This is a genomic window from Salegentibacter sp. T436 (assembly GCF_001932675.1).
Classification (GTDB): Bacteria; Bacteroidota; Bacteroidia; order Flavobacteriales; family Flavobacteriaceae; genus Salegentibacter; species Salegentibacter agarivorans.
This window is the reverse complement of the sequence record NZ_CP012872.1, coordinates 1998855-2023773: the sequence shown is the minus strand read 5'-3', so window position 1 is coordinate 2023773 and position 24919 is coordinate 1998855. Positions and strand designations below refer to the sequence as shown.

The window sequence follows — 24919 nt, the reverse complement described above, 5'->3', positions numbered from 1 at the left end:
AATAAATGCGCTTTGTACACTATTTTACAATCCTATTCTTTATTTGTTCTTCGGCAGTTGCCCAAACAGACAGCCTGAGTTATACCGAATTTTTAGATATTGTAGTAAGTGAACATCCTGTAGTTAGCCAGGCAGGATTGGTAAGAAATATAGGTGATGCCGAAGTACAGGCAGCAAGAGGTGCATTTGACCCTCGCTTTGAGGTAGATTATAAAGAAAAAGAGTATAAAGGTACCGAATATTACGACCTTCTTGATGCCCAATTACAAGTACCTATGTGGTACGGATTAAAATTAAAAGGCGGATTTCAACAAAATCAGGGCGCCTATGTAAATCCGCAAAACAAAGTGCCAGAACCCGGTTTATTTCAGGCAGGCGTAGTTTTATCGGTGGGAGAAGGACTTTGGATTAATTCTAGAATGGCGGGTTTACGCAAAGCCCAGGCCTATCGGGACCAAAGCCGGGCCGAGCAGCAATTAATGATAAATGATATTCTTCTGGATGCTTCGTTTGTATATTTTGAATGGTTAAGAGCGCACCAGAAATTACAGATTTTTGAAGATTTTCTAGAGAATGCAAATGAACGCTATCGCGGAATTAGGCGCGGCGCTCAAATGGGCGAAGTTGCAGGGATAGACACCGTAGAAGCAAGCCTAAATATTCAAAAACGTAGACTCCAGGCTAACCAGGCCATTGTAGAACTCAGAAAAAAACGGCTGGAACTTTCTACCTATTTATGGAACCAGGATCAACCGCTTATTTTACAGGAACAGGTAAGACCCGTAACTACCGAAGAAGTTTTCCGTACTTTAATTTCTGAAATTCCTGAAGCAAATTTAGATACCCACCCGCAATTAGAATTTTACAGGAGAAAAATTGAAGCGCTCCAAATAGAAAAACGCTATCGCATTAATCAGTTATTACCCAAAATAGATTTGGAGTATAATTTCCTTTCAGAAGAACCCGAAAACTTTGAAACTTTTAATGCCAGTGCGTACAAAGCGGGTGTAAAATTTTCTATGCCATTATTTTTAAGAAGGGAACGTGGCGATCTTAAGATAGCCGAATTTGAGCTGCAGGATGCCAAATTAGAGCTAAACCTTAAAGACAACCAGTTACAAGCCAAAATTAATGCCCTGGAACAACAACTTCAGGCCTTTTTAGAGCAAATTGAAATGACAGAACAAATGGTGGTAGATTCTAATGCATTACTTCAGGCAGAAGTGCGTAAATTCAATTTTGGAGAAAGTTCAATCTTTTTAATAAATACCCGCGAAACCCGGTTTATAGAGGCCAGGCTGGAGCAATTAGATCTTCAGGTTAAATATTTAAAAACCCAGGCAGAGTACCTGCAGGCCCTGGGGAGAAATCCTGCGCAGTAAATTTCACTGCACACGTAATTACTCCTTTAGGTTTATTCTATCCAAACATATTATTTGTAACTTTAAAATTAGATAATCAAAAAATTAAAATTATGATCAGTAAAATTTTTAAATCCGTTGCTTTTTTAGGCATTTTTCTTTTTATGGTTTCTTGTGGAGAGAGTACTGATACCGTAGAATCTGGAACTTACCAAGGAACAATAGAAGAGGTTGAACCTTCTAAAGATGAGATTTACGTAAAAACAAACGATAACAAGACTTTAGAGTTGTATTTCAAGGAAACTACCGAGTTAACCCGAAATGGAAGCACTGTAGATTTTTCAGAATTGAAAGAAGGTCAAAAGGTTGAAGTAGAAGTAGAAAAAGTAGGAAAACGTTTAGATCCCATTTCTGTAAAAATTATGGAATAAAATGAATCAGTTACCTGATTTTTGGCGGACAGAGGTTTTTCATCCTCTGTCCGTTCATTTTCCTATCGCCATTTTATTAGTTGCTTTTTTGTTTAAGTTAATAGCACTGGGCTCGGCAAAAGAAGTCTGGAAACAAGGAGGAACTATACTACTTTTATTAGGTACAATAGGAGTTTGGATTGCAATTTATACCGGCAATCTAGCCGATGGTATTGTCTCACGAAAAATTTGTGATCCCACAGTTCTTAAACAACACCAAAACCTGGCGTATGTGACCGCCTGGCTTTTTACTGCTTCCCTCCTTCTTGATCTATTAAAATTTTCAAGAATTCGATTACTTACCCAAAAGAAGAATTTATTATCCATTCTTTGTATCGTTACATTATCAATAGGCTCCGGTTATCTTATTTATGTAGGGCATTTAGGCGCCACCTTAGTTTACCAACAGGGAGCAGGTGTTTATCAGCCATCAGGCGATTGTGCTGAATTTAATTAACAGACTTTATTTTAAAATAATTTCAGATTAATCAAAACTCCTTCAAAATTAAAAAAAGCTTAAGTGCGGCTGATAACAAGGAGAAGCTGAAAAAACAACAATCAATTTCCACATGTATTATTTCTGGATGTTCTAATTAATGAGCAACGAATCATAAAAGCATTAACTAAATAAAAAAGCACCGCCAGAGCGGTGCTTTTCAGTATAAAATTTAAGCTATTTTTTAGTGTACAATAATCGCATCTGCAGTTCCATCTGGATCTCCATTTACAGTTCCATCAGTAGAGGCACTTCCTAATAATAGAACTCCGGCTGCATGTGGTGAAGCCATAGAAGTACCGCTTATTGAATTGTAACCACCGTCTTTCCAGGTAGAATTAACCGCAACTCCTGGAGCAGCGTAATCTACCGGCGGATTTCCGTAGTTAGAGAAAGAAGCCCAGTTATCGTTAGAATCCATTGCAGAGATCGTTACGATATTTGCTCCGTTTACTCGCGCAGGAGAACTGGTATTCGCATCAGAACTTTCATTTCCGGCTGCAAGAGCGAAAATAATTCCGTTTTGTGAAGCTGAAAGTACTGCGCTATCTAAAGCATCTGAAGTTGGCCCGCCAAGACTCATATTGGCAACATCGCCAGCACTTCCGTAAGCAGCAACGTGATCTACACCGGCTATTACGCCAGAGTAAGAACCACTACCACGACTATCCAAAACTTTTACAGGAATAACTGAAGCTCCCGGTGCTACCCCAACAACTCCAAAATCATTATTTAAAGCAGCGATAGTTCCGGCAACGTGTGTTCCATGACCATTGCCATCATCGGTAGATTTTCCATCTCTTCCAGAGGTAAATGCATTAAATCCTCTTGAAGCATCCACATTAAGATCTGGATGATCTGTGTCTATTCCGCTATCAATTACCCACGCAACGTTAGAACCAGTGTAAGAAGCTACACCATTAACCCGGGTAATTCCGTAAGGTACATCCTGGGAAGAGTCTCCTCCCCCATCGTCTCCATCTCCCGGATCTTCATCACAGGGCCCGCCGTTTGGCGTTCCACAAGGAGGGGCAAATTGCACAATTCTATCTTCCTCGATGAAAGCAATTTCTTTTTTACCTCTTAAAGCTTCCACCTGCTGCAGGTTAAGTTTAAGGGCTGCACCATTAATTGTTTTACTATAAACAGCTAAAAGTTCAGTGTCAGGAATATTAGCTTCAGATAATACCCTTTTGGTAGTATTAGCCACTTCTTCCTGAGCTTTGGTATAACTTTCCGGATATTTTGAAGAAGCATTTCCGGTAATATCTTCATTAAAAACTACGATATACTGGCCTTCAATAATATCGGCTGAAGAAGGAGCTACCAATTCTTCATCCATAGGTTGTTCTCGTGCTTGGTCCTGAGAACATGAAACAAAAAAAGCGGCAGCTATTGCAGTTACCGCGAACGATTTAAAGTTTTTTAAATCCATAAAAATAAAATGTTTGATTAATAAAAGGTTAATAGATTCGTCTAATCTATCACTTTATCGACAATTTCCAAACTTTTATCTTAATAATTTGATAATATGATTATTTTAATTTTATAAAATTTTCAGTCTGGCCCTATTTATTTCCAGGGATTCTTAAGGATAAAATTATTTTTTAATGTAAGTATTTTCTTACTATGAATTAAAATTTCAACAGGTTTCCAAAAACCTGATTTTCCTCATAGGACCCTAAAAAATATTCCCGTATACCCACCTGACAACCAGACCTGTATGTAACAAAAGTTGCTTCCCACAGGTAATCCACCCACTAATTTTGTCATCTAATTAGAAATAAAATTGTTTGAGGATTGACCTCAACAACATAAAAATTGAATAATGAACAACCTACAAGACTACTTAAGAGAAATCCTGATAGAATTTCCAAAAATTTTGGCTTCTATGGTGCATCCCACAGCACCAGCTGAAGCTATTGCAATAAGCATTCACAGCATCAATTTTAAAAATAATCAATTATGAAAACCATCTTAGTATTAGGAGCCGGACAAGGCGGAATTGTCACTGCAAGAGAACTGAGCAGACACAGCGGGAATGAAGAAGATATCAATCTTGTAAAGATCCTGGTTTTCGAGAAAGAGGAAACCAACGTGTATTCGCCATCTCTCCCATGGATAATGGTTGGAAAAAGCAAACAGCAGGAGATCATAGAACGTACAGATAAACTGCAGGCTTCAGGCCTGGAAATTATTAGAGGGGAAATAGAAAACATAGATCCAGAAAATATTGCTGTAACCGTAAAAGGGAAGCAGTATAAAGGAGATCATATGGTAGTTTCCCTGGGCGTGGAGCAGGCAGATGTTTATAACCTTGAACAATTTGGCTTTAATTTCTTTACCCTAAAAGGAGCTCAGGATTTTTATGCTGAACTAAAAAAGTTTGACGGAGGTGAAGTTGCTATTTTAGTTTCTTCCCTTCCGTTTAAAAGCCCGGCAGCGCCTTATGAAGCTGCGATGCTTATAGAAGATTTCGTAAGAAAGAACAACCTTCCTAAATCCACTAATATTTCTCTGTATACGCCTGAAGCCGGCCCAATGGAATTCGCCGGTGCTGAAGCTTCGCGGGAACTAAAGGAACTGCTGGGAAAAAAAGGGATCAAATATTTCCCAAACCACGAACTGAAAGCTGTTTCAGGAAATGTACTGGAATTCAGCAATGGAGAAACCTATGCTTATGATCTCCTGGCCTATACTCCACTGCACCAGCTACCCGGGGTGATCAAAAAGAGCGATTTAGCAGGAAATTCCGGATGGGTAGATGTGGATAACAAGACCTTGGAAACCAAATATGAAAATGTTTATGCGATAGGAGATATCACCCACGTAAAAGCTGAAACCGGATCTGTGCTTCCAAAGATCGGGGTTTTTGCAAGACAACAGGCAGCGGTAGTAGCTCATAATATTGGCAGAATACTTTCAAATCAAAAACCAGATCAAACTTTCGTGCCCGAAGGAAAATACTTTATCGAAGCGGGCGAAGGTAAAGCCAGTGAGACCGGAGGAAGGTTTTCGGCTACCGGGAAGAATGAGGTAAAGATGAAAACCCCCGCCCAGTGGGGACATTTCTCCAAATGGTGGGATGAAAAATTCTGGTTCTTCAAAAACTTTTAATCAGAGATAATATACAAACGATGAACATCAAATATATATTTACAATGTTGGCTTTACTGCCGGGGCTATGGTTACAGGCGCAGGAAACGAAGCCCATATCCTTAAGTGAAGCCGTCCAGCTGGTAAAGGAAAACAACAGGGAGATCAAGATCTCACAGCAGGAGTTCCTCGAATCCAGGGGAGATTACCGGCAAACAAATTCAATCTTTTTACCAAACGTGGCAGTTTCCCATACCGGGATGACCACTACCAATCCTTTGATGGCTTTTGGGTCTAAACTGAACCAGGAAATTGTTACGCAGAGTGACTTCAATCCTGATTTTTTAAACAATCCTGAAAGGATCAACAATTTTGCCACAAAGATCGAAGTGGAGCAACCGCTTATCAATTTAGACGGGATCTACCAGCGAAAAGCGGCAAAAAAGAAAATGGACGCCACTGCTTTACAAACAGATCGAACCATAAACCATATGGTGCTGGAAGTGGAGAAAGCTTATATGCAACTGCAACTCGCACACCAGGCAGTAACAGTTTTAGAAAGCGCCCAAAAGGCAGCACTTGCCAATAAGAAACTCGCGGATGACATTTATAAACAGGGATATCTGCAAAGATCAGATGTACTTTCAGTAGAAATAAGGGTTTCTGAAGTCAATAATCAGCTTCAGTATGCAAAGAGCAATGTGATCAATGCATCAGATTATCTGGCATATCTTTTAAACGAACCAGTAAATATTATTTTCGAACCTACAGATCCTTTGGAAGTTTCAATTCCTGTTCAGGAAAATATTGAAACTGTTTCTAAAGACAGAGCAGATATTCGGGCAATGGAACTGGCGACTGAGGCTTACGGCGAAATGCTGCAGGCAGATAAAATGTTTTTTCTACCTCGTCTGAATGCCTTTGGAAGCTATGAACTTTATGATAATGAAATATTTTCTGGCGATGCCAGCGGATATCTCGCAGGCATTCAGTTGAAATGGGACTTGTTTGAAGGTTACAAGCGCTTCGGAAAACTTCAGAAAAGTAAGGCAACTTATGAAAAAGCCAGGCTGGAATATGATTCCTATGTTTCCAAAAGCGAAATGGAACGCAACAGGGCAAGCCGGGCAGTAAAGGATGCCGAAAATAAGCTGAACCTAACCCGACTTGCACTGGAACAAGCTGAAGAATCTTTGCGCATACGCTCCAACAGGTTTGAACAGGGGCTTGAAAAAACCAGCGACCTGCTTACGGCCGAAGCACAATATTCCCAAAAACAACTGGAATACGCACAAACAATCTTCGAATACAATTACGCACAGGCACAACTCGATTTTTTAATTAAATAACAGTCTTTTTATGAAAACCAAATTATATATCCTGAGTCTTTTGGGAGCAACGACCCTACTCTTTAGTTGCGGGGACTCTTCAGAAAAAAATATTACAGAAAATACTCCGGCAGTGGAAGTTACCGTAGAAACTCCTTCAGAATCTGATCAATCTTTCCTCACTTTTAGCGGAAAAATAGAAGCCGTTGAAAATGCCACTTTAAGCACCCGAAATATGGGCTATGTAACCCGCGTAAATGCAAAAGTAGGCGATAAGGTAAAAAAAGGTCAGCTGCTTATCGAGATCAATAATGCGGACCTGCAGGCAAAGCGGGCGCAGGTAAATGCAGGAATTACTGAAGCCACAGCGGCCTTTAGAAATGCAGAAAAAGATTATGAGCGATACAGTTCATTGTTTGCAGATAACAGCGCTTCCCAAAAGGAGATGGATGATATCACCGCCCGGTATGAAATGGCAAAGGCCAGGCTTGAAGGTGCCAGGCAGCAAAAAAACGAGATCAACGCGCAATTCGCTTATTCCAATATTGTCGCACCATTTAGTGGGATAGTTACTTCAAAAAATGTTGAGGTTGGGGATATGGCAAATCCCGGTATGCCGTTGCTAAACTTGGAAGTTCCGGGAAAATTTGAAGTAAGGGCAAGTGTTCCGGAATCTGAAATAGCTTCGGTTAAACAGAGAACACAAGTGGATGTACAGGTGAAATCTTCAGGAGAAACCTTAAAAGGAATAGTTTCAGAAATAAGCACTTCCGCAAAGAATTCAGGCGGGCAGTATGTGGTAAAAGTCGCATTAGACGAGACCGATGCTTCGATTTATTCGGGGATGTATGCCAGCGTTCAGTTTCCTACCACAGCTAGAGAACACCGGGACGTTGTTCTCATTCCGTCTTCAGCACTTGTGACACGTGGCGATCTCCAAGGAATTTATACTCCTAGCCAGCAAAATACAGCCATTCTAAGATGGGTGCGTCTGGGCAGAACGGTTGGGGATGAGGTGGAAGTTCTTTCAGGTCTTAATGCCGGGGAGTCTTATATCTCTTCAGCCGAAGGGAAATTATATAATGGGGCCAAACTCGAAATTCGATAAGCCTTCAGCAAAAAAACTACTAAGAAATGAAAGAAGGATTAGCAGGCAAAATTGCCAAAGGTTTTATGGATTCGAAGCTTACGGTGCTACTAATGATCGTGTTTATGGTCATTGGAGTGTACAGTTCGTTTTTGATCCCCAGGGAAGAAGAGCCCCAGATTGACGTGCCAATGGCCGATATCTTTGTTGGTTATCCAGGTGCAAGCTCCACAGAACTTGAGTCGCGGGTGATACAACCGCTGGAGAAAATGGTTTCCAATATTCCCGGGGTAGAATATATCTACTCCACTTCAATGAAGGAACAGGGAATGGTGACCGTGCAATTCCTGGTGGGCGAAGATATTGAACGCTCCTATGTAAAGCTTTATAATGAACTTATGAAGCATATGGACCAGATGCCGCTGGGCGCCACGATGCCGCTGGTAAAAACCCGCGCCATTGATGATGTACCCGTGCTGGGCCTTACTTTGTGGAGTGAAACTTATGATGATTACCAGCTTAGGCAAATTGCCAATGAGCTTACGCACGAAATAGAAAAAGTGCCCGATGTTTCCATTACTAACAAGATTGGTGGTCGTAGCAGACAAGTGCGCGTCGTGCTGGACAAAGATAAAATGGCATCCAGTGGAGTGGATTTTCTTGGGGTGGCTGAAATGATTCAGGCCAGCAACCAGCAGCTTTCCTCCGGCAGTTTCAATCAAAATGATACTGAATTTCTGGTGAACACCGGAAGTTTCCTCGAATCTGCTGAAGATGTGGAGAACCTGATCATTGGCACTCAACAGCAACAACCGGTCTATCTGTACCAGATTGCTGAAGTGATCGAAGGACCGGAATTACCCAAGGAATATGTTTCTTTTGGCTACGGAAAAGGCTCTGCAGCGGGAAGTAATTTTTCTTCGGAATATCCTGCAGTGACCATATCGGTGGCTAAGATCAAAGGGGCGGATGCTATGAAAATAGCCGATGTGATCATTGATAAGGTGGAACACCTGAAAACAAATCTTATACCTGATGATGTACACGTTGAAGTTACCCGAAACTATGGAGAAACAGCTTCTCATAAAGTGTCAGAATTACTGCTGCATTTGATCGGGGCCATTATCGCAGTTACCCTGGTGGTGATGCTGGCTATGGGCTGGCGCGGCGGACTAGTGGTTTTCCTTTCTGTCCCTGTGACTTTTGCACTTACGCTGCTTAGTTACTATTTGCTGGATTACACGCTTAATAGAATTACCCTTTTTGCTCTTGTATTTGTAACAGGAATCGTGGTAGATGATTCCATTATCATAGCCGAAAATATGCACCGGCATTTCAAGATGAAACGGCTGCCGTTCAAGCAGGCGGCGCTTTATGCCATTAACGAAGTGGGGAACCCGACTATCCTGGCCACTTTCACGGTGATTGCTTCGGTATTGCCAATGGCTTTTGTAAGTGGATTGATGGGACCTTATATGAGCCCGATGCCTATTGGAGCTTCCATTGCAATGATCCTGTCATTATTCGTAGCACTAACTATTACACCATACCTGGGGCTCATCTTTTTAAGAGAGAAAAGCAAAGGCAAAGACAGTGTTGAGGAAGAATCGGCAGAACAAATTGAGGACACTAGAATATATAAGATCTATAATAAACTGGAAAGGCCGCTTATTAACAACAAAAAGACCCGCTGGATCTTCCTGGGTACCACTATGCTGTTGTTGTTGGGCTCTGTTGCCTTGTTCTTTACCAAATCGGTCGCTGTGAAAATGCTTCCGTTTGACAACAAGAATGAATTCCAGGTGGTGATAGATATGCCCGAAGGCACAACTTTAGAGCGAACTGCGACTGTTTCCAGGGAAATTGGGCAGTACCTGTCCCAAAGACCGGAGGTGGTGAATTATCAGAGCTATGTGGGTACATCTGCACCCATAACCTTTAACGGACTAGTAAGACATTATGACCTGAGAGGTGCAAGTAATACGGCCGATATTCAGGTAAACCTGAAAGACAAGAGCGAAAGAAGTGAGCAAAGCCACGACATCGCGAAAATATTACGACCCGATATTCAGAAGATTGCGGCAAAATTTGATGCCAATGTGAAAATCGTGGAAGTACCACCGGGACCTCCTGTAATGTCAACAATTGTTGCTGAAGTCTACGGACCCGATTACGAGAAGCAAATGGAAATTGCTGATGAGATCCAGAACATATTAAAACAAACCCCAGATGTGATAGATGTGGATTGGATGGTAGAGGCAGACCAGACTGAATATCATTTTGAGATCGACAAAGAGAAAGCAATGCGCTATGGAATTGCTCCGCAGCAAATCGTTTATACAATGAATGCCGCTTTGGGGGAAAGAGCAATTGCACATTTATATGATGAAGATGCTACTCAAAGAGTGGGAATCCTTCTTGCTCTGGCAGAGCAGGAAAAATCCACTCCGGTAGATATTTCCCAGATCAAAATGGTATCACAAACCGGACAAATGGTGAGTGTGGCAGATCTTGTTCAAATCGAGGAAAAGGTGAGGGAGAAAAGCATTTTCAGAAAGAATCAAAAGCGAGTGGTGTATGTGCTGGCAGATATGGCCGGAGAGCTTGAAAGTCCTGTTTATGCCATCTTAGGAATGGAGGAGAAATTAAAAAAGATCGAACTTCCTCCCGGTTATGAGCTAGACGAGCTTTACATACAACAACCCGAAATGGAAGATGATTATACCGTAAAATGGGATGGAGAATGGCAAATTACCCTTGAGGTCTTTAGAGATCTTGGAATTGCCTTCCTGGGAGTGATCTTTATCATCTATATCCTAATTGTTGGTTGGTTCCAAAACTATCGTGCGCCAATCGTGATGATGGTGGCCATTCCGCTTTCCCTAATTGGGATCGTACTTGGGCACTGGATCATGGGAGCCTTCTTTACCGCTACCTCTTTTATAGGGATGATCGCCCTTGCAGGAATTATGGTTAGGAACTCGGTGCTGCTCATCGACTTTGTGAACCTACGCCTGGAAGACGGAATTCCGTTGAAACAAGCAGTGATAGAAGCCGGTGCTGTGCGAACTACTCCTATTCTTCTAACTGCAGGAACTGTTGTAATAGGTGCATTCGTGATACTATTTGACCCAATTTTCCAGGGGCTGGCAATCTCATTAATGGGAGGAACTATTGTCTCTACGATTCTTACGCTGCTGGTAGTGCCTTTAGTGTATTATATCATAGAGCGCAAGAAATATGAAACACGGGAGAAAAAAGAAATTGTTGTTGAAGAAAAAAACTGAGGAAGTGATGTAAGACAGTTTGGAGTTGTGGGTTGTCGGTGATGAGCGCTGGAAAAGCAATAACTGATAACTCACAACCTAAAACTGAGAACTGAATCACCATTAAACTTTGAACATTAGACCTTAAAAAAATGAAACTACTAATTGTAACAAGTGTTGCGGAATTTCAAAAAGAGATCCTCAGCATTTTTAAAAAGGCAAATATTGAAGCCTTCAGCCGTACTGAAATAGACGGTTATAAAAACACCAACTCGGTCATTGCTACCGTGAGCTGGTTTCCGGGAGAAAAAGGCGGGAACGAATCGCTTATGTTCTTCTCTTTTACCGAAAATGAAAAGATCGAACTGCTGTTTGATTTGGTTTCAGAATTTAATGAGAACCTGGAAACCAATAATCCCATCAGAGCTGCCGTGGTGAACATTGAAAATTATATCTAACCTAAAAACTTTTTAAAATGAAAAATCGAGTTGTACGTGGAATAGCAGGAACCTTTGTACTTGTTAGCCTTCTATTAGCCGTTTATGTAAATATTAACTGGTTGTGGTTTACCGCTTTTGTAGGGGCAAACCTGCTTCAATCTTCCCTTACCCACTGGTGTCTTATGGATAAAATCCTGGAAAGATTGGGAGTGACAGATGAAATGAAACCCGGCCAGAAGTGCTAAATAATCGAGCATATTCCTGGAATTCAGCTTAAAAATAGTTTTAAACTGGATCTAGATTATTTTCTAAAAATACGCTTGAGGAGAAAAAATTCTTAGGAAATTCACACAAGATTAATAATTCCTTTTTCTTCCCTCGCTAGAAAAAAATTAACTTTAAGGGTAACCAAAAAATTTATATTATGAGCTATTATTTTTCAAAAGTCCTCAACGATTCATTCGATGAGGCTATAGATAAAGTGACCAAAGAATTAAAAGAAGAAGGCTTTGGTATTCTTACTGAAATAGATGTAAAAGAAACTTTCAAAAAGAAACTCGATGTAGATTTTAGAAAGTACAGAATTCTTGGAGCCTGCAACCCGAAAATGGCCCACCAGGCAATTTCTGCTGAAAGCAAGATTGGCACCATGCTACCCTGTAACGTAATTGTACAGGAAACAGAAGATGGAAAAACTGAAGTTTCTGCAGTAGATCCTGTGGCTTCTATGAGTGCCGTAGAGAACCACAAACTTGGAGATATTGCACAAGACGTGCGCTCTAAACTAAAAACGGTGATTGAAAGACTTTCTTAGATTTTGAGCATCAAATTTTTTAAATCTTAATGTCAGGATGGTAATTATACCATCCTGATTTTTTTGCTTTCTCTTTGTTTTCTAATCGGTTATGTAACAAAAGTGACTGTAGTAAGAAGGCATTCGTAGTAATTTTGTCTTTCAATTCTGTATTCTTCAATACAGATTAAAATGATTTTCAAATAAAATATTTAAAGATGAAAACAGAAGATTTAATTAAAAATAATAAGGGAACAATAGTAGATGTAAGAACCGTTAACGAATTTATGGGAGGAAGTGTTTCTACAGCCGTAAATATCCCGTTAAATGAAATTCCACTAAGGCTTGATGAGTTAAAAGAATTGGAATCTCCTTTGATTCTATGTTGTGCCTCGGGAAATAGAAGCGGACAGGCTGCAAATTATCTAAGCAACAAGGGATTTGATTGTGTAAATGGCGGATCGTGGCTTGAAGTTAATTTTTTAACTTCAGAAACAGCCTAATTATGATTTCAAAACTTAAAGAGCTTTTAGGAATAAAACCTGCGCCTAATTATAAAGAACTCCTGCAGGAAGGCGGAATTATCGTAGATGTAAGAAGTAAAGCAGAATTCTCGGGCGGTCATATTAAAAGATCAAAAAATATTCCTTTACAAACACTATCTGCAAATCTTGAAAAATTAAAAGATAAAAATAAGCCAATAATTACCTGTTGCGCTTCGGGGATGAGAAGTGCTTCAGCTAAAAGTGTACTAAAATCTAACGGATTCTCAAATGTTCATAACGGTGGAAGTTGGGCCGCACTAAACGGTAAAATATCATCTTGATATGCTAAAAAGAATTGCTACCGGTTGGACCTGGATAAGAGCTGCCTATTTCTTAATAGGAACTTTTGTAATTGTGCAAAGCGCATTTGAAGGAGAATGGATTGGTATTCTTCTCGGCGCCTGGCCTGCTGCTATGGGGCTTTTTGGACTTGCCTGTGTGGGAGGAAATTGTTCTACCGGAACTTGCGAAGTAAGGTCAGAAGACTCTAATCGTTAGATAATATTGTTCTAAAAGCTATCTATAGTTAAGTCCTCTATTCTTTCAGCATTTTTCAATGCTTATAAATAAAAAGAGGCTGTCTGAAAAGGCAGCCTTTTTTGTTGTATTATTTTCTGGTTTTTAGTATTTTGATGTAATGAAAGCTAAAGTTGTATTTAAGACCTATGACCAGTCGCAGTTAAGTCTTTTGCCTCCCAGTTATGATGATCTGGTCCCTGCCCATCATCCCGTTAGGATCGTCAATACGATTATTGATCAAATCGACATCGCTGACCTGGAGCGAAGTTATAAAGGAGGAGGTACTTCCAGTTATCATCCCCGGATGTTGCTCAAGGTGACCATCTATGCCTACCTGCGCAATATGTATTCCTCTCGTAAAATTGAGCAGGCCCTTCAGGAGAACATTCATTTTATGTGGCTCAGCGGTCAAAGTAAACCCGATCATAATACCATCAATGATTTTAGGGGCAAACGCTTAAAAGGGAAGTTTAAAAATATCTTCAACCAGGTGGTTCTTTTATTGGCCGACCAGGGTGTACTGTCCTTAAAGGAACTCTTTGTGGATGGCACCAAGATAGAGGCCAATGCCAATCGCTTTACTTTTGTATGGGGCAAATCGATCAAGAACAGCAAGGCGCGTATCAAGAAACAGCTCCGGGAACTATGGTCTTATGTGGAACAGGTTTATGACCAGGAACAAATGCTTCCCAATGAACCTGATTTTGATGCTATCGATCCGGCTGAAGTAGCCAAAACCATTGATGCCATTAATGACGCATTAAAGGATAAGGAGATCGATAAAAAAGTAAAACAGAAGCTCAACTATGCCAGGAAGAACTGGCCAGGGAACCTGAAGAAATACCAGGAGCAGGAAGCCCTTCTGGGCAAGCGTAACAGCTATAGTAAGACAGATCCCGACGCTACTTTTATGCGGATGAAAGATGATTATATGCACAAAATGGGCAATTAAAACCCGGGTATAACCTTCAGGCCTCCACCAATAACCAGTTCATTACCAATTATACCTTAGCCCAAACCACCGCAGATACCACTACCTTAAAAAACCACCTGCAAGATCATATAGGCTCCTACGATCAAACACCTCAAAGCCTTACCGCAGATGCCGGCTATGGCAGTGAAGAGAATTATACCGATTTAGAGGAAAAGGAAATTACTGCTTATGTGAAATACAACTACTTCCATAAAGAACAACGCGATAAAAAGCATCGGGAAAACCCATTCCACCCGGACAACCTATTCTACAATAAAGAAACCGATACATATTACTGCCCTATGGGCCAGGCGATGAAGAAAGTAAAGCGTTATGAGAGTGAAACCACTACGGGTTTTAAGCAGCAGGTTCATCGCTACCAGGCTCAAAACTGCCAGGGGTGCCCGCTTCGCGGTGCTTGCCATAAAGCCAAAGGGAACAGGATTATCGAGCGCAATCATAACCTGATCCGTCTCAAGGAAAAAGCCAGGAACCTACTATTAAGTGAAGCGGGAATAGCACATCGTAAACGTCGGTGCTGGGATGTGGAAGCCGTCTTTGGGAATATCAAGCAAAATATGGGCTTCAAGCGATTTATGCTTCGGGGAATGGAGAAAGTAACTACTGAAATAGGGTTAATTGCTATGGCGGCAACTTAAGAAAATTCAGTATAGCATAGGAAGGGGGCTTCCTTGCCTTTTTTTATCATTAAGAATATCTACAAAAGAAGAAGCACTTCTTTCACAAAAACTTTTATCAATAAAAAAGGCCATCTAAATACTTTTTAGACAGCCTCTTTTTTTGGTGCGGACAAAGATCCTTCCCACCAAAAATAATTATCTTTATTAGGTAAATATCAGATTTTAAATTAAAGTCCCTTAAACTCAAAAAAATCTTCGAAAGACATACCTTCTTCTATCTCTAATTTTTTTCTTAATCTGTGCCGAGCCACTTTAATAGAGCTCAGGGAAATACCAAATAATGTAGCAATTTGTTGAGAAGGAAAATTTAATTTAATCAGTGCACATAGACGCAATTCCCTATCAGTAAGAGAAGGATTCTCCTTTTTTAAGCTGGGGATAAAACTGGGATGTACCTGTTTAAATATGGAGTAAAATTGTTTCCATTCGGTATCGATGGCCAAACTATCGTCTATTTTTCCTACGATTTGATCGAAAAATTTTTTAAGCTCAATATGCTTTTTTCCTTCCGCAATGAAATCTTCTTTTATTTCAACTAGTAAGTTATTTTTATGAACGGTTCTCAGGGTACTATTAGTAAGTTCTTCAGTTTTAAATTTCAATTCATCACTCAACCTTTTTTGCTTGAGTTGCTCATTTTGTCTTTCCGTTTCCAATAATTCCAATTCATTTTTATAGGCCTTATCCTTTTCTTTTTCTACTTCCCGGGTTCTAATAGCAACAATCTTTTTAAAATCATCACGCTGTTTTTTAATATTTCTATTACGCCAGTTGGTAAGAAAAAATATACTCAAGCCTAATAACAATATTGAGATTACTTGCACTTCCCGGCGTTGCCAAAAAGCAGGTAACACCAAAAACTCAATATTTGCTTTATGAATGGAGGGTTCTTCTGTACCCTTTTTAGTTGTCACATGTAAATTATATGCTCCGGGAGCAAGATTGGAAAAAGTTATGGAATTAAGTTTGTTTAATGCTTGCCACTCATTATTTAAGCCTTCTAACTTATAAAAATACTCTGTGTCTTCAAGATCGAAATAATTGGAACTCGAAAAATTAACGGTGAAAAGGCTAAAATCCGCCTGGAGTTTTAAAATATCCGATCCTTGCTTATCCAAAAAGCCGGAAGGTTCTATTTCTCTAGAACCTTCTTCTTCAACTATTTTAAAACCCGTAAAAAAAACACGTGGTTGAGATATTTCCTGATGTAAGCTTTCCGGTTCAAAGTATGATAAACCTTCATTTCCCGCGAAATAAACACGACCAGAATTACTTAAACTCGCCTCCCCTCCACGAAAAGGAGTAATCCCATCCTGTATTCCAAAATTACTAATCGTGTCATTATTAATTCGGCTTAACCCGAGGTTGGTACTAAGCCAAATATTTTTTTGATGGTCTATTAGAATGCCGCGGACTATTTTTCCGTATAAGCCTTTCTGCACCCCTATTCGTTCAAATTTTTTATCTCTTCGGGAATACCTATTTAATCCAAAACCATAGGTTCCTACATAAACCGATAAATCCGGGCCTTCCTGAATTGAGAGTATATGGTTTCCACTTAAGCTTGTATTGTCCTTATTAGAAGTATAAAAACTTTCTAACCACTTACCTTCTGCAGATAGAATATTTAGCCCATTTTCAGTACCTACCCAGATTTCCCCTTTTGCATCCTTATAAAGGCTAGTTATTCTATTATCACTTAAACCTTCGCAAGTATGGGTATTGAGTCGTTTTATAATGTTAAGCTGCTCATTATATATTACAATTCCATTTGAAGTTCCTACCCAAATATCTCCATCTGATCCTTTTTCAATAGCGTAAATACCACCTAAATTTTCTTTTCCTATGAAACTTATAAATTTATGTTTATTGGTGTCATAAATATTCAAACCCTTTCTTAATGAGCCTATCCAAATACGCTCTTTTTCATCCTCCAGCATGGAAAGAATAATATCGCCCGATAGATCCTTGGCATTATTTTTATCATCAATAAAAATATTAACCTCACCAGTTTGTGGATTATACTTCCGTAAGCCATTTCTCCCCGCTGTGATCCACAGATTAGCCTGAGAATCTTCAAGAATTCGGGAGCCTTGTTTATCGGTTTCAAAAGCTAATTTATGCGGAGAAACATTATATACACTCATACGATCCTTAAAGTAGCTAATGCCACCGTGAACGGTACCCGCAAATATTACGTTATGCATCCCCCTACCAAAACAAAAAATGGAATTATCCGATAATCCCCATTCACCATCTTCCTGTTTAAAATAGGTGAATTTGTCCTTTACCGGCTCATACAAATTAATCCCACCTCCATCAGTCCCTATAAAAAACCGCTCATTATTACCCTCATATAATCCCAGAACTACATTGTTATTAATACTTTCTCCTCTTTTAGCCTTAGCTGTATAGTGACTTAATTCTTTGGACTCCAAATTATATCTATAAAGGCCATTACCTAAGCTAGCTATCCATACTTGACTTTGACTATCAACCAAAATATCACTAATGGGATAATGATTTTCTATTTCTTGTAAAGGATGCAGTGCTTTTGATCGTGGATCAAAACTCCAGACTTCACCGTTACTGGTTCCCAGCCATATCTTTCCATACCTATCTTGTGAAAGGGAAATAATATCCGCATTGGGAAAGCTCGGGTTCAATCGGCAGGCATTAAAGCTATAATTCTTTTTACCTTCCTGAATAAAATAAAATTTTCCAGTGCTTCCCCCAATCCAGAAATCGTGAGAATTGGAAATGGAAATGCTAAAAATCTTCTGGTTAAAGATAGGATCAGTGGCTTTCTTATCCACGGAACGATAAAGCTCAAATCGGTCTTTTTCCTTATTATAGTTGTATAAACCTCTATCGGTTCCAACCAAGATATTATTTTCTCCTTTTACCTGTAACTTGTAAATAGTAATGCTCTTATCTAAAGGATACAATCTTACCTGATCTCCGTCGTAGCTATTGACACCAAATTTTGTAGCAGCCCAAATAATTCCATTTTGATCCTGCATCACCTGATTTATTCTATTATCAGAAAAACCATCACTCATATCTAAATGCTCAAACTGCAAAACAGGTTCTTGCGCATAAGTTACTATTGACACAAAAATAAATATGATTTTTAAAAAAATACTCTTAAAAAAGTGTGAAGTGAAACTATTAAATAACAAAATTTCTAGCCTTGTAAATGGATATAAAAACATATATCTATGATTATGAGTAATTTATAGGTATTTGCTAACTCAAAAGTAATGTTAATGTAACCCAAATGTATACCCGCAAAATACAAATTTATTTAACATATCTATAAATTCGTCTCCACAAAGAATTAACCCGAAAACGATATAGCCTACAGTTTCTTATAAAATCGAAACTTTTTGAGATGCAATTTTAACTAAACTTAAATTTTAATCCTTAAAAATTAACATAAACAATATGCATGAAAAAATACTTACTACTAATTAATTTTCAACAGGTTGAAAAACAGGAGATTTTACTAACTAAATACCAATAAATTTTTATAAGATGAAAAGATTTTTGACTTTTTGCACGATCTTATTATCGTGTCAATCAATTTTAATAGCACAGGAGTCTATTACCGTATCGGGAAAAGTAACCGAAGCTGAAACTGGAATGCCTATCCCCGCAGCCAATATTCTGGAGAAAGGTACTTCCAATGGGGTAATGAGTGATTTTGATGGTAATTTTTCAATTGACATTCCCGACGATGCTATTCTAGAAGTCAGCTATATAGGTTATGCCAGTAAAGAGATAAAAGTAAATGGCCGAAAAGAAATTGATATTATTCTAGAAACAGATGCCGCAGCTTTAGATGAAGTGGTTGTAGTTGGTTATGGTACAGTTAAAAAAAGTGATTTAACGAGTGCAGTTTCTTCAATAAAGCAGGAAAAAATAGAAAAATACGGCACTGGAAATGTAGGTGATGCTATCCAAGGCCAGATGGCAGGTGTACAAGTCACTTCAAATTCAGGCGGTCCTGGGGCAGGAGTAGATATTAAAATTAGGGGAACTTCTTCCCTAGGTAATAATAATCCTTTATATATTATTGATGGTATACCAAGTGATATAAATAGTATTTCTCCTAATGATATAGAATCTATAGAAGTTCTAAAAGATGGAGCTTCTGCGGCAATTTACGGTTCAAGAGCTGCCAATGGGGTTGTTCTTGTCACAACTAAACGAGCTCGGAGTGGGGAATTTAAATTAACAGTAAATGGATATTTTGGTTTCGATCACCTAGGCAAAAGCATACCGGTTATGAATGCCGAGCAACATGTGAGAACCATCAATCAGGCTTTTGTTAATGATGGATTAGAGCCATTCTATTCAGATTCTCCCGAGACCTATGGCGCTGGTACAGATTGGTCAAAAGAATTTTATGCTACAGCTCCAATTCAAAATTATAATTTGAATTTTTCCGGTGGTTCCGAAAAGGCGAAAGTAAATACTTCAATAGATTATTTTAATCAGGATGGTATAGCTCTAAACACCGGTTTTGAACGACTATCTGCTCGGATAAATTCGGAGTTTAAAAAGGGAAAATTTACCTTTTCTGAAAATCTTAATGCCTTTATTAGTAGGACAGATAATACAAACGCAAATGCTGTTTGGAGAGTTTTGGAAATGCCACCCACGGTTCCTGTGTACAATCCTGGCAATTTGGGAGGTTATGGAGGTACTTACGGCGCGATGTTCGATATTATAAGCCCTGTAGCTGCACAGAATATATATACTAATTATACAAATAACGATTTCATAAGAGGAAATTTCACAGTGAATTATGAGCCTATAAATAATTTAAATATAAAATTAAATACAGGTGGTACATTAAATAATGGTTACAACCTAACTCATGTAAAAAAATATAATCTTGGCACATTACAGAATCCACTCAATAATATGAGCGAGGATAGAAATCGTAATATCTCATGGATTGTTGAAGGGACTGCCGATTATGAATTGGAAATTAAAGAACACATCTTCAATTTTTTATTAGGAGTTTCTTCTCAAAAAGAATCATTCAGAAATACATATGGTTATGGTAATGGATTACCAGATAATATATTAGTTCTTGGAGCTAGCACACAAGATTTATCTGTTTCTGGATTGGAATGGAATCATACATTAGCATCTCAATTTGGACGTATTAATTATAATTTTGATGATCGATATTTGGCTTCAGCAACACTAAGAAGAGACGGGTCTTCGCGTTTTGCGGAGGAAAACAGGTGGGCCCTATTTCCATCAGCTTCGTTTGCCTGGCGGATATCAAATGAAGACTTTTTTCCTGAAGAAAATCTAATAAATGATCTTAAATTACGCGTTAGCTATGGAGAATTGGGAAATCAAGAAATTGGCAACTATGCATTCTCTGCACTAATAAATTCTACACAACACTATCCCTTTGGAGGGGATCAAAGTCTTGATTTTGGTGCTACTCAACTAAATTTAGCTTCTCCAAACATCAAGTGGGAAACCAATGTAAGTAAAAATATAGGCTTAGATCTAAGCATGTTCCAGAATAGTTTATCTATTACGGCAGATTATTATACTAATAATTCAAAAAACTTACTTTTAAGAGTACCAATTCCATTTTCCAATGGATCAAACTTATATCCTTATGAAAATATCGGAGAAATAAGAAATAGAGGATTGGAATTTGATGTTAACTGGAATAAAAATATTGGCGAAATGAACCTAAATCTGTCTGCTAATTTAAGTACTGTAGACAACAAAGTACTTAAGTTAGGTAGTGGAGAACAAACAATTTGGGCAGGGGCACCCTACCATTTAGCCGAAAATACCACCTTGACCAAAGAAGGTGGAAAGGTTGGAGCTTTCTACCTAATTGAAACTGACGGAGTCTTTCAAAATCAAGAGGAAATAAATAATTATACCTATACCGATGAATCCGGAAACACAAATCCCATACAACCCGATGCCTTACCAGGAGATATTCGGTTTAAAGATGCTAATAATGATGGAGTTATAACCTCAGAAGATAGAGTTTATTCTGGATCCTCAATGCCTAATTTTACGTATGGATTTAATGTCCAATTAAATTGGCGGAATTTTGATATAAATGCATTTCTCAACGGTTCTCATGGGAATAAAATATATAATGGAACGGCCTATTCTATCGAAGGAATGAGCAATTTCACAAACCTGGGCACTAAACTATTAGATGCCTGGAGCCAGGACAATCCCTCTAATATACCGAGGTTAACCAGATTAGATCCCAATCGAAATGGACGTAGCTCTAGTGATCGATTTTTAGAGGATGGCTCATATTTAAGATTAAGAAATTTACAACTAGGCTATACCTTACCTAAGGATTTAATTGAAGGTATTAGTAATTTCAGAATCTATATAGCAGCACAAAACCTTTTTACCCTTACAGGATATTCAGGCTATAACCCGGACATTTATTCAAGTTCTGGTTTGTTAGATCGTGGAGTTGATACAGGTATTTACCCATATTCGAAAACCTATAGGATAGGTTTACAAATCTCTTTATAAAAAAATAATATTAAGTTATGAAAGCACTCAAAATAATAAGCATATTTATAGTTCTTGTTGGATTTACCAGTTGTGAGGATTTCTTAGATGAACAAGACCCATCTCAAATCACCAATGCAACTTTCTGGAATACAGAAAATGAACTTGAGAAAGGTTTGACAGCAACATATAGTGCACTGAAACAAACTTACTTATGGAGTAGTCAAGGTTATAAAAATATGAATTCCAGAGGTGATGATATTGTAGCGCGACTTCAAAATCCACAGATTTACAGACCAGATTTATTCACAAATGATCCTTCCAATACTTTTGCGAGAGATATGTGGAAAGAGTCCTATATTTTAATTTACCGCGCAAATCAAGTTATTGATAACGCAGTTGGGATTCAAATGGATGAAACAAGAAAAAATGAGATCATTCTTGAAGCAAAATTTTTAAGAGGTTTAGCGTATTTTGTTCTAGCAACCAATTTTAAGCAAGTGCCTTTAATAGTATCCTCTGTACCAGAAACGAAATTTCCTGAAAAAGCTACCGAAGAAGAACTATGGCGCCAAATAGAAACTGATTTCCAGGACGCTACCCAATTACCCAATGATTATTCTTTAGATAAAACCGGCCACGCTACTTCTTGGGCGGCAAAGGCTTTTTTGGGAAAAGCATATTTATATAATGAAAAATGGCAACTTGCAGCGGATACTTTTAAGGACATTATAGATAGTGGGCAGTTCTCCCTGGTAGAAAATAGTTACTATAATTGGGATGAAAGCCATGAAAATAATAGTGAGTCTATTTTTGAAATTCAATATACATTTTCCTCCGTGAGTTCTCAACATAATCAAAGAGCGGTACATTTTGCTCCTGCTGGTGTTGGTGGATATTACGTATTAAGTCCCAGTAAGTGGATTTTTGAGGAGTTCCAGAAAGAAAAAACTGTTGATGGTGATATTGACCCTAGGATGTACGACACCTTTATCTGGAACTATCCTGAGGCTCAGATTTACCAGGTTCCATTTAAAGATTTCTTTGCAGAAGATTTAGATTACATCGCTTGGAAAAAATTTCAATTATGGGATAAACCGATTTCAGAAGCTTCTCTTTGGAGATCAGAAATAAATGAACGTATTATGCGATTGAGTCATGTATTACTAATGCACGCAGAATCTGAAGCTGAATTAGGCAACCTTCCATCGGCTATAAGTTCAACAAATAGTATACGCGAAAGAGCTAATTTATCCCCATTAAATGGAGACTTGTCCCAAGAGGAAATTTTAGCAGAAATTAGACATCAACGGGCACTTGAATTTCATTTTGAAGGAGAAAGATGGTATGATATTATTAGATGGGGAATAGGAGATGATGTCTTTCTTAACAATTTAGAAAGATCTGATTATACGCAGAAGTATGATTATTTCCCAATTCCACAAGAAGAAATAGATGCTAACCCAAATTTAGATCAGAACCCAGCTTGGGAATAAAAAACATCTATAAAAAATATTACGTTAATTTTCCCAGAATCTTAAAATAACCAATTAATTTGTAATTAGCCATAAAAGACAGGTTTGAAATAGTAACCTGTCTTTTTATTACCAGTATTTTATAAAAAATCTTAAACATATATAACTCAAAATTTATATAAATTGAATGATAGAACTGCAACGTATTTTTAAACTATATAGATGAAAATTTATCTAAAATCTTATATATATCTTTTAATATTTAATTCCCTGGGGCTTATTCCCTTACAAGTGAAAAGCCAAAATATCACCTCTCCCAATATCGTACTAATTTATGCGGATGATCTTGGATACGGAGATATTAGCAGTTATGGAGGAGATATTCCTACTCCGCATATAGACAACTTAGCTAAAAATGGTTTAAAATTCACCAACGCCTATGCAGCTGCAGCAACTTGCACGCCTTCCCGATATGCCATGCTTACCGGGGAATATGCCTGGAGAAAGCAGGGTACAGGAGTGGCGCCAGGTGATGCTACGAGTCTTATATTGCCCGGAAGCACTACTTTGCCGGGAGTTTTGCAAAAAGCTGGCTATAAAACTGCGGTAGTAGGAAAATGGCATCTTGGCTTGGGAAAAAAGGCGCCGGTTAATTGGAACAAAGATATTAAACCGGGCCCTTTGGAAATAGGGTTTGATTATGCATACCTCCTACCCGCTACAGGTGATAGGGTACCAACCGTTTTTGTAGAAAACCACCGTGTAGTAAACCTGGACCCTGAAGATCCAATAACTGTAAGCTATCGCAAAAACTTGGATGAGGGTCCTACCGGAAGTAAAAACCCAGAACAATTAAAAATGATGTATTCCCATGGACACAACCAAAGTATCACCAACGGGATAAGCCGAATTGGTTATATGAGCGGCGGGGAAAAAGCCTTATGGCAGGATGAAGATATCGCCGATGTTCTTATAAATAAATCGGTTGGGTTTATAGAAGAGAACAAAGACTCTCCATTTTTCCTCTATCTGGCCACCCATGATATTCATGTACCCCGTGTACCCCATAAGCGTTTTGCCGGCACTACCGGAAAAGGTGCGCGTGGTGATGTAATTGTGCAATTGGATTATACGGTAGGCACAGTTCAAAAAAAGCTCAAAGAATTAGGTTTAGAAGAAAACAGCCTCTTAATTTTCACCAGTGATAACGGTCCCGTCTTAGATGATGGTTATGTCGATGGCGCTGCAGAAAGATTAGCAGAACACGATCCCTTCGCAAACTTTCGTGGTGGAAAATACAGCACCTTCGAGGCCGGCACAAGAGTACCCTTTCTAGTGCAATGGAAAGGTAAAGTAAAATCCAATCAGGAATCTACTGCATTGATGAGCCAGGTAGATTTCTTAAGGTCCTTTGCCACTTTTACAGGACAAAATCTTCCTAAAGATATAGCTATAGACAGTCAAAACCACTGGAACACTCTAATTGGAGAACAAGCTAAAGGTAGAAAGTCCGTGGTTCAACAAGCGATTAGAAATGTCCTGTCTTATATTGAGGGGAATTATAAATATATAGAACCTCATTCTGGACCTTCAATGGTGCCCTGGGGTGTAGAAATAGAAACGGGTTTTAATCAAGAGCCACAGCTTTATAACCTTAAAAAAGACCCGGGTGAAACAGAAAACCTGGCTTCAAAAATGCCAGAAAAAACAAAAGAAATGGCAGCAGCCCTCAATAAAATTAGAGATTCTAAAGTATTAGGCACAAGCACAACTGACTGACAACCCGGAAATATAAATCTTACAAAATGCTGGTAACCCATTTCCGAACCTTTATTTCC

General features: G+C 38.7%; 19 protein-coding genes and 1 pseudogene. 18 read left to right on the top strand and 2 right to left on the bottom strand.

What is annotated here, in order from left to right; genetic code table 11:
• Window positions 1-5 precede the first annotated feature (5 nt).
• The 3 genes from AO058_RS08940 (at window position 6) to AO058_RS08930 (ending at window position 2288) form a co-directional block, all read left to right on the top strand.
• Window positions 6-1382 (top strand): TolC family protein, encoded by a 1377-nt coding sequence (locus tag AO058_RS08940; protein ID WP_075326123.1) that lies wholly within the window; start codon window positions 6-8, stop codon window positions 1380-1382.
• A gap of 92 nt (window positions 1383-1474) precedes the next feature.
• Entirely contained in the window at window positions 1475-1792 is a 318-nt protein-coding gene (locus AO058_RS08935) for a hypothetical protein (RefSeq protein WP_075326122.1), read from the top strand.
• A 1-nt stretch (window position 1793) separates the two neighbouring features.
• Entirely contained in the window at window positions 1794-2288 is a 495-nt protein-coding gene (locus AO058_RS08930) for a DUF2231 domain-containing protein (protein WP_075326121.1), read from the top strand.
• A gap of 223 nt (window positions 2289-2511) precedes the next feature.
• Here AO058_RS08930 and AO058_RS08925 read toward each other — a convergent pair whose 3' ends face one another.
• Window positions 2512-3762: a S8 family peptidase gene (locus AO058_RS08925; protein WP_075326120.1), complete on the bottom strand. Its 1251-nt coding sequence runs from the start codon at window positions 3760-3762 to the stop codon at window positions 2512-2514.
• Window positions 3763-4155: 393 nt separating this feature from the next.
• Between AO058_RS08925 and AO058_RS18350 the strand changes: the two genes are divergently transcribed.
• From AO058_RS18350 to AO058_RS08870, 12 genes and pseudogenes are all read left to right on the top strand, one after another.
• Window positions 4156-4296, top strand: a complete 141-nt coding sequence (locus AO058_RS18350) for a hypothetical protein (RefSeq protein ID WP_156858136.1) — start codon at window positions 4156-4158, stop codon at window positions 4294-4296.
• Window positions 4293-5444: an NAD(P)/FAD-dependent oxidoreductase gene (locus tag AO058_RS08920; protein WP_075326119.1), complete on the top strand. Its 1152-nt coding sequence runs from the start codon at window positions 4293-4295 to the stop codon at window positions 5442-5444. Before AO058_RS18350 ends, AO058_RS08920 begins: the two co-directional genes overlap by 4 nt.
• Window positions 5445-5464: 20 nt before the next feature.
• Window positions 5465-6772 (top strand): TolC family protein, encoded by a 1308-nt coding sequence (locus tag AO058_RS08915; protein ID WP_075326118.1) that lies wholly within the window; start codon window positions 5465-5467, stop codon window positions 6770-6772.
• Window positions 6773-6782: 10 nt separating this feature from the next.
• A complete protein-coding gene (locus AO058_RS08910; RefSeq protein ID WP_075326117.1) occupies window positions 6783-7859 on the top strand; it encodes an efflux RND transporter periplasmic adaptor subunit in 1077 nt (358 codons plus the stop codon).
• 26 nt (window positions 7860-7885) lie between these two features.
• Window positions 7886-11125 carry an efflux RND transporter permease subunit gene (locus AO058_RS08905; protein WP_075326116.1) on the top strand — a complete coding sequence of 1080 codons (3240 nt, stop codon included), beginning with the start codon at window positions 7886-7888 and terminating at the stop codon, window positions 11123-11125.
• A gap of 131 nt (window positions 11126-11256) precedes the next feature.
• On the top strand, window positions 11257-11562 hold the full coding sequence (locus tag AO058_RS08900) for a hypothetical protein (RefSeq protein WP_075326115.1): 306 nt from the start codon (window positions 11257-11259) through the stop codon (window positions 11560-11562).
• 17 nt (window positions 11563-11579) lie between these two features.
• Complete coding sequence (locus AO058_RS08895) at window positions 11580-11789, top strand: YgaP family membrane protein (RefSeq protein WP_075326114.1); 210 nt, start codon at window positions 11580-11582, stop codon at window positions 11787-11789.
• A gap of 179 nt (window positions 11790-11968) precedes the next feature.
• Window positions 11969-12358, top strand: a complete 390-nt coding sequence (locus AO058_RS08890; protein ID WP_075326113.1) for a DUF302 domain-containing protein — start codon at window positions 11969-11971, stop codon at window positions 12356-12358.
• Between the two features lie 197 nt (window positions 12359-12555).
• On the top strand, window positions 12556-12840 hold the full coding sequence (locus AO058_RS08885; protein ID WP_075326112.1) for a rhodanese-like domain-containing protein: 285 nt from the start codon (window positions 12556-12558) through the stop codon (window positions 12838-12840).
• A gap of 2 nt (window positions 12841-12842) precedes the next feature.
• Window positions 12843-13163, top strand: coding sequence for a rhodanese-like domain-containing protein (locus tag AO058_RS08880; protein WP_075326111.1), 321 nt, complete (start codon window positions 12843-12845; stop codon window positions 13161-13163).
• A gap of 1 nt (window position 13164) precedes the next feature.
• Entirely contained in the window at window positions 13165-13380 is a 216-nt protein-coding gene (locus tag AO058_RS08875; RefSeq protein WP_075326110.1) for a hypothetical protein, read from the top strand.
• A 139-nt stretch (window positions 13381-13519) separates the two neighbouring features.
• A pseudogene (locus tag AO058_RS08870) lies at window positions 13520-15033 on the top strand (IS1182 family transposase).
• Window positions 15034-15242: 209 nt separating this feature from the next.
• On the opposite strand, the gene AO058_RS08865 reads toward AO058_RS08870, so the two are convergent.
• Window positions 15243-18191 carry a ligand-binding sensor domain-containing protein gene (locus AO058_RS08865; RefSeq protein ID WP_075326109.1) on the bottom strand — a complete coding sequence of 983 codons (2949 nt, stop codon included), beginning with the start codon at window positions 18189-18191 and terminating at the stop codon, window positions 15243-15245.
• Between the two features lie 421 nt (window positions 18192-18612).
• On the opposite strand from AO058_RS08865, the gene AO058_RS08860 reads away from it, so the two are divergent.
• The 3 genes from AO058_RS08860 (at window position 18613) to AO058_RS08850 (ending at window position 24860) form a co-directional block, all read left to right on the top strand.
• Entirely contained in the window at window positions 18613-21627 is a 3015-nt protein-coding gene (locus tag AO058_RS08860; protein ID WP_075326108.1) for a SusC/RagA family TonB-linked outer membrane protein, read from the top strand.
• A gap of 17 nt (window positions 21628-21644) precedes the next feature.
• The gene (locus AO058_RS08855; protein ID WP_075326107.1) at window positions 21645-23102 is read left to right on the top strand and encodes a RagB/SusD family nutrient uptake outer membrane protein; all 1458 of its coding nucleotides are present in this window, start codon (window positions 21645-21647) and stop codon (window positions 23100-23102) included.
• Window positions 23103-23303: 201 nt separating this feature from the next.
• Window positions 23304-24860: a sulfatase family protein gene (locus tag AO058_RS08850; protein WP_075326106.1), complete on the top strand. Its 1557-nt coding sequence runs from the start codon at window positions 23304-23306 to the stop codon at window positions 24858-24860.
• The last annotated feature ends 59 nt before the right edge of the window (window positions 24861-24919 follow it).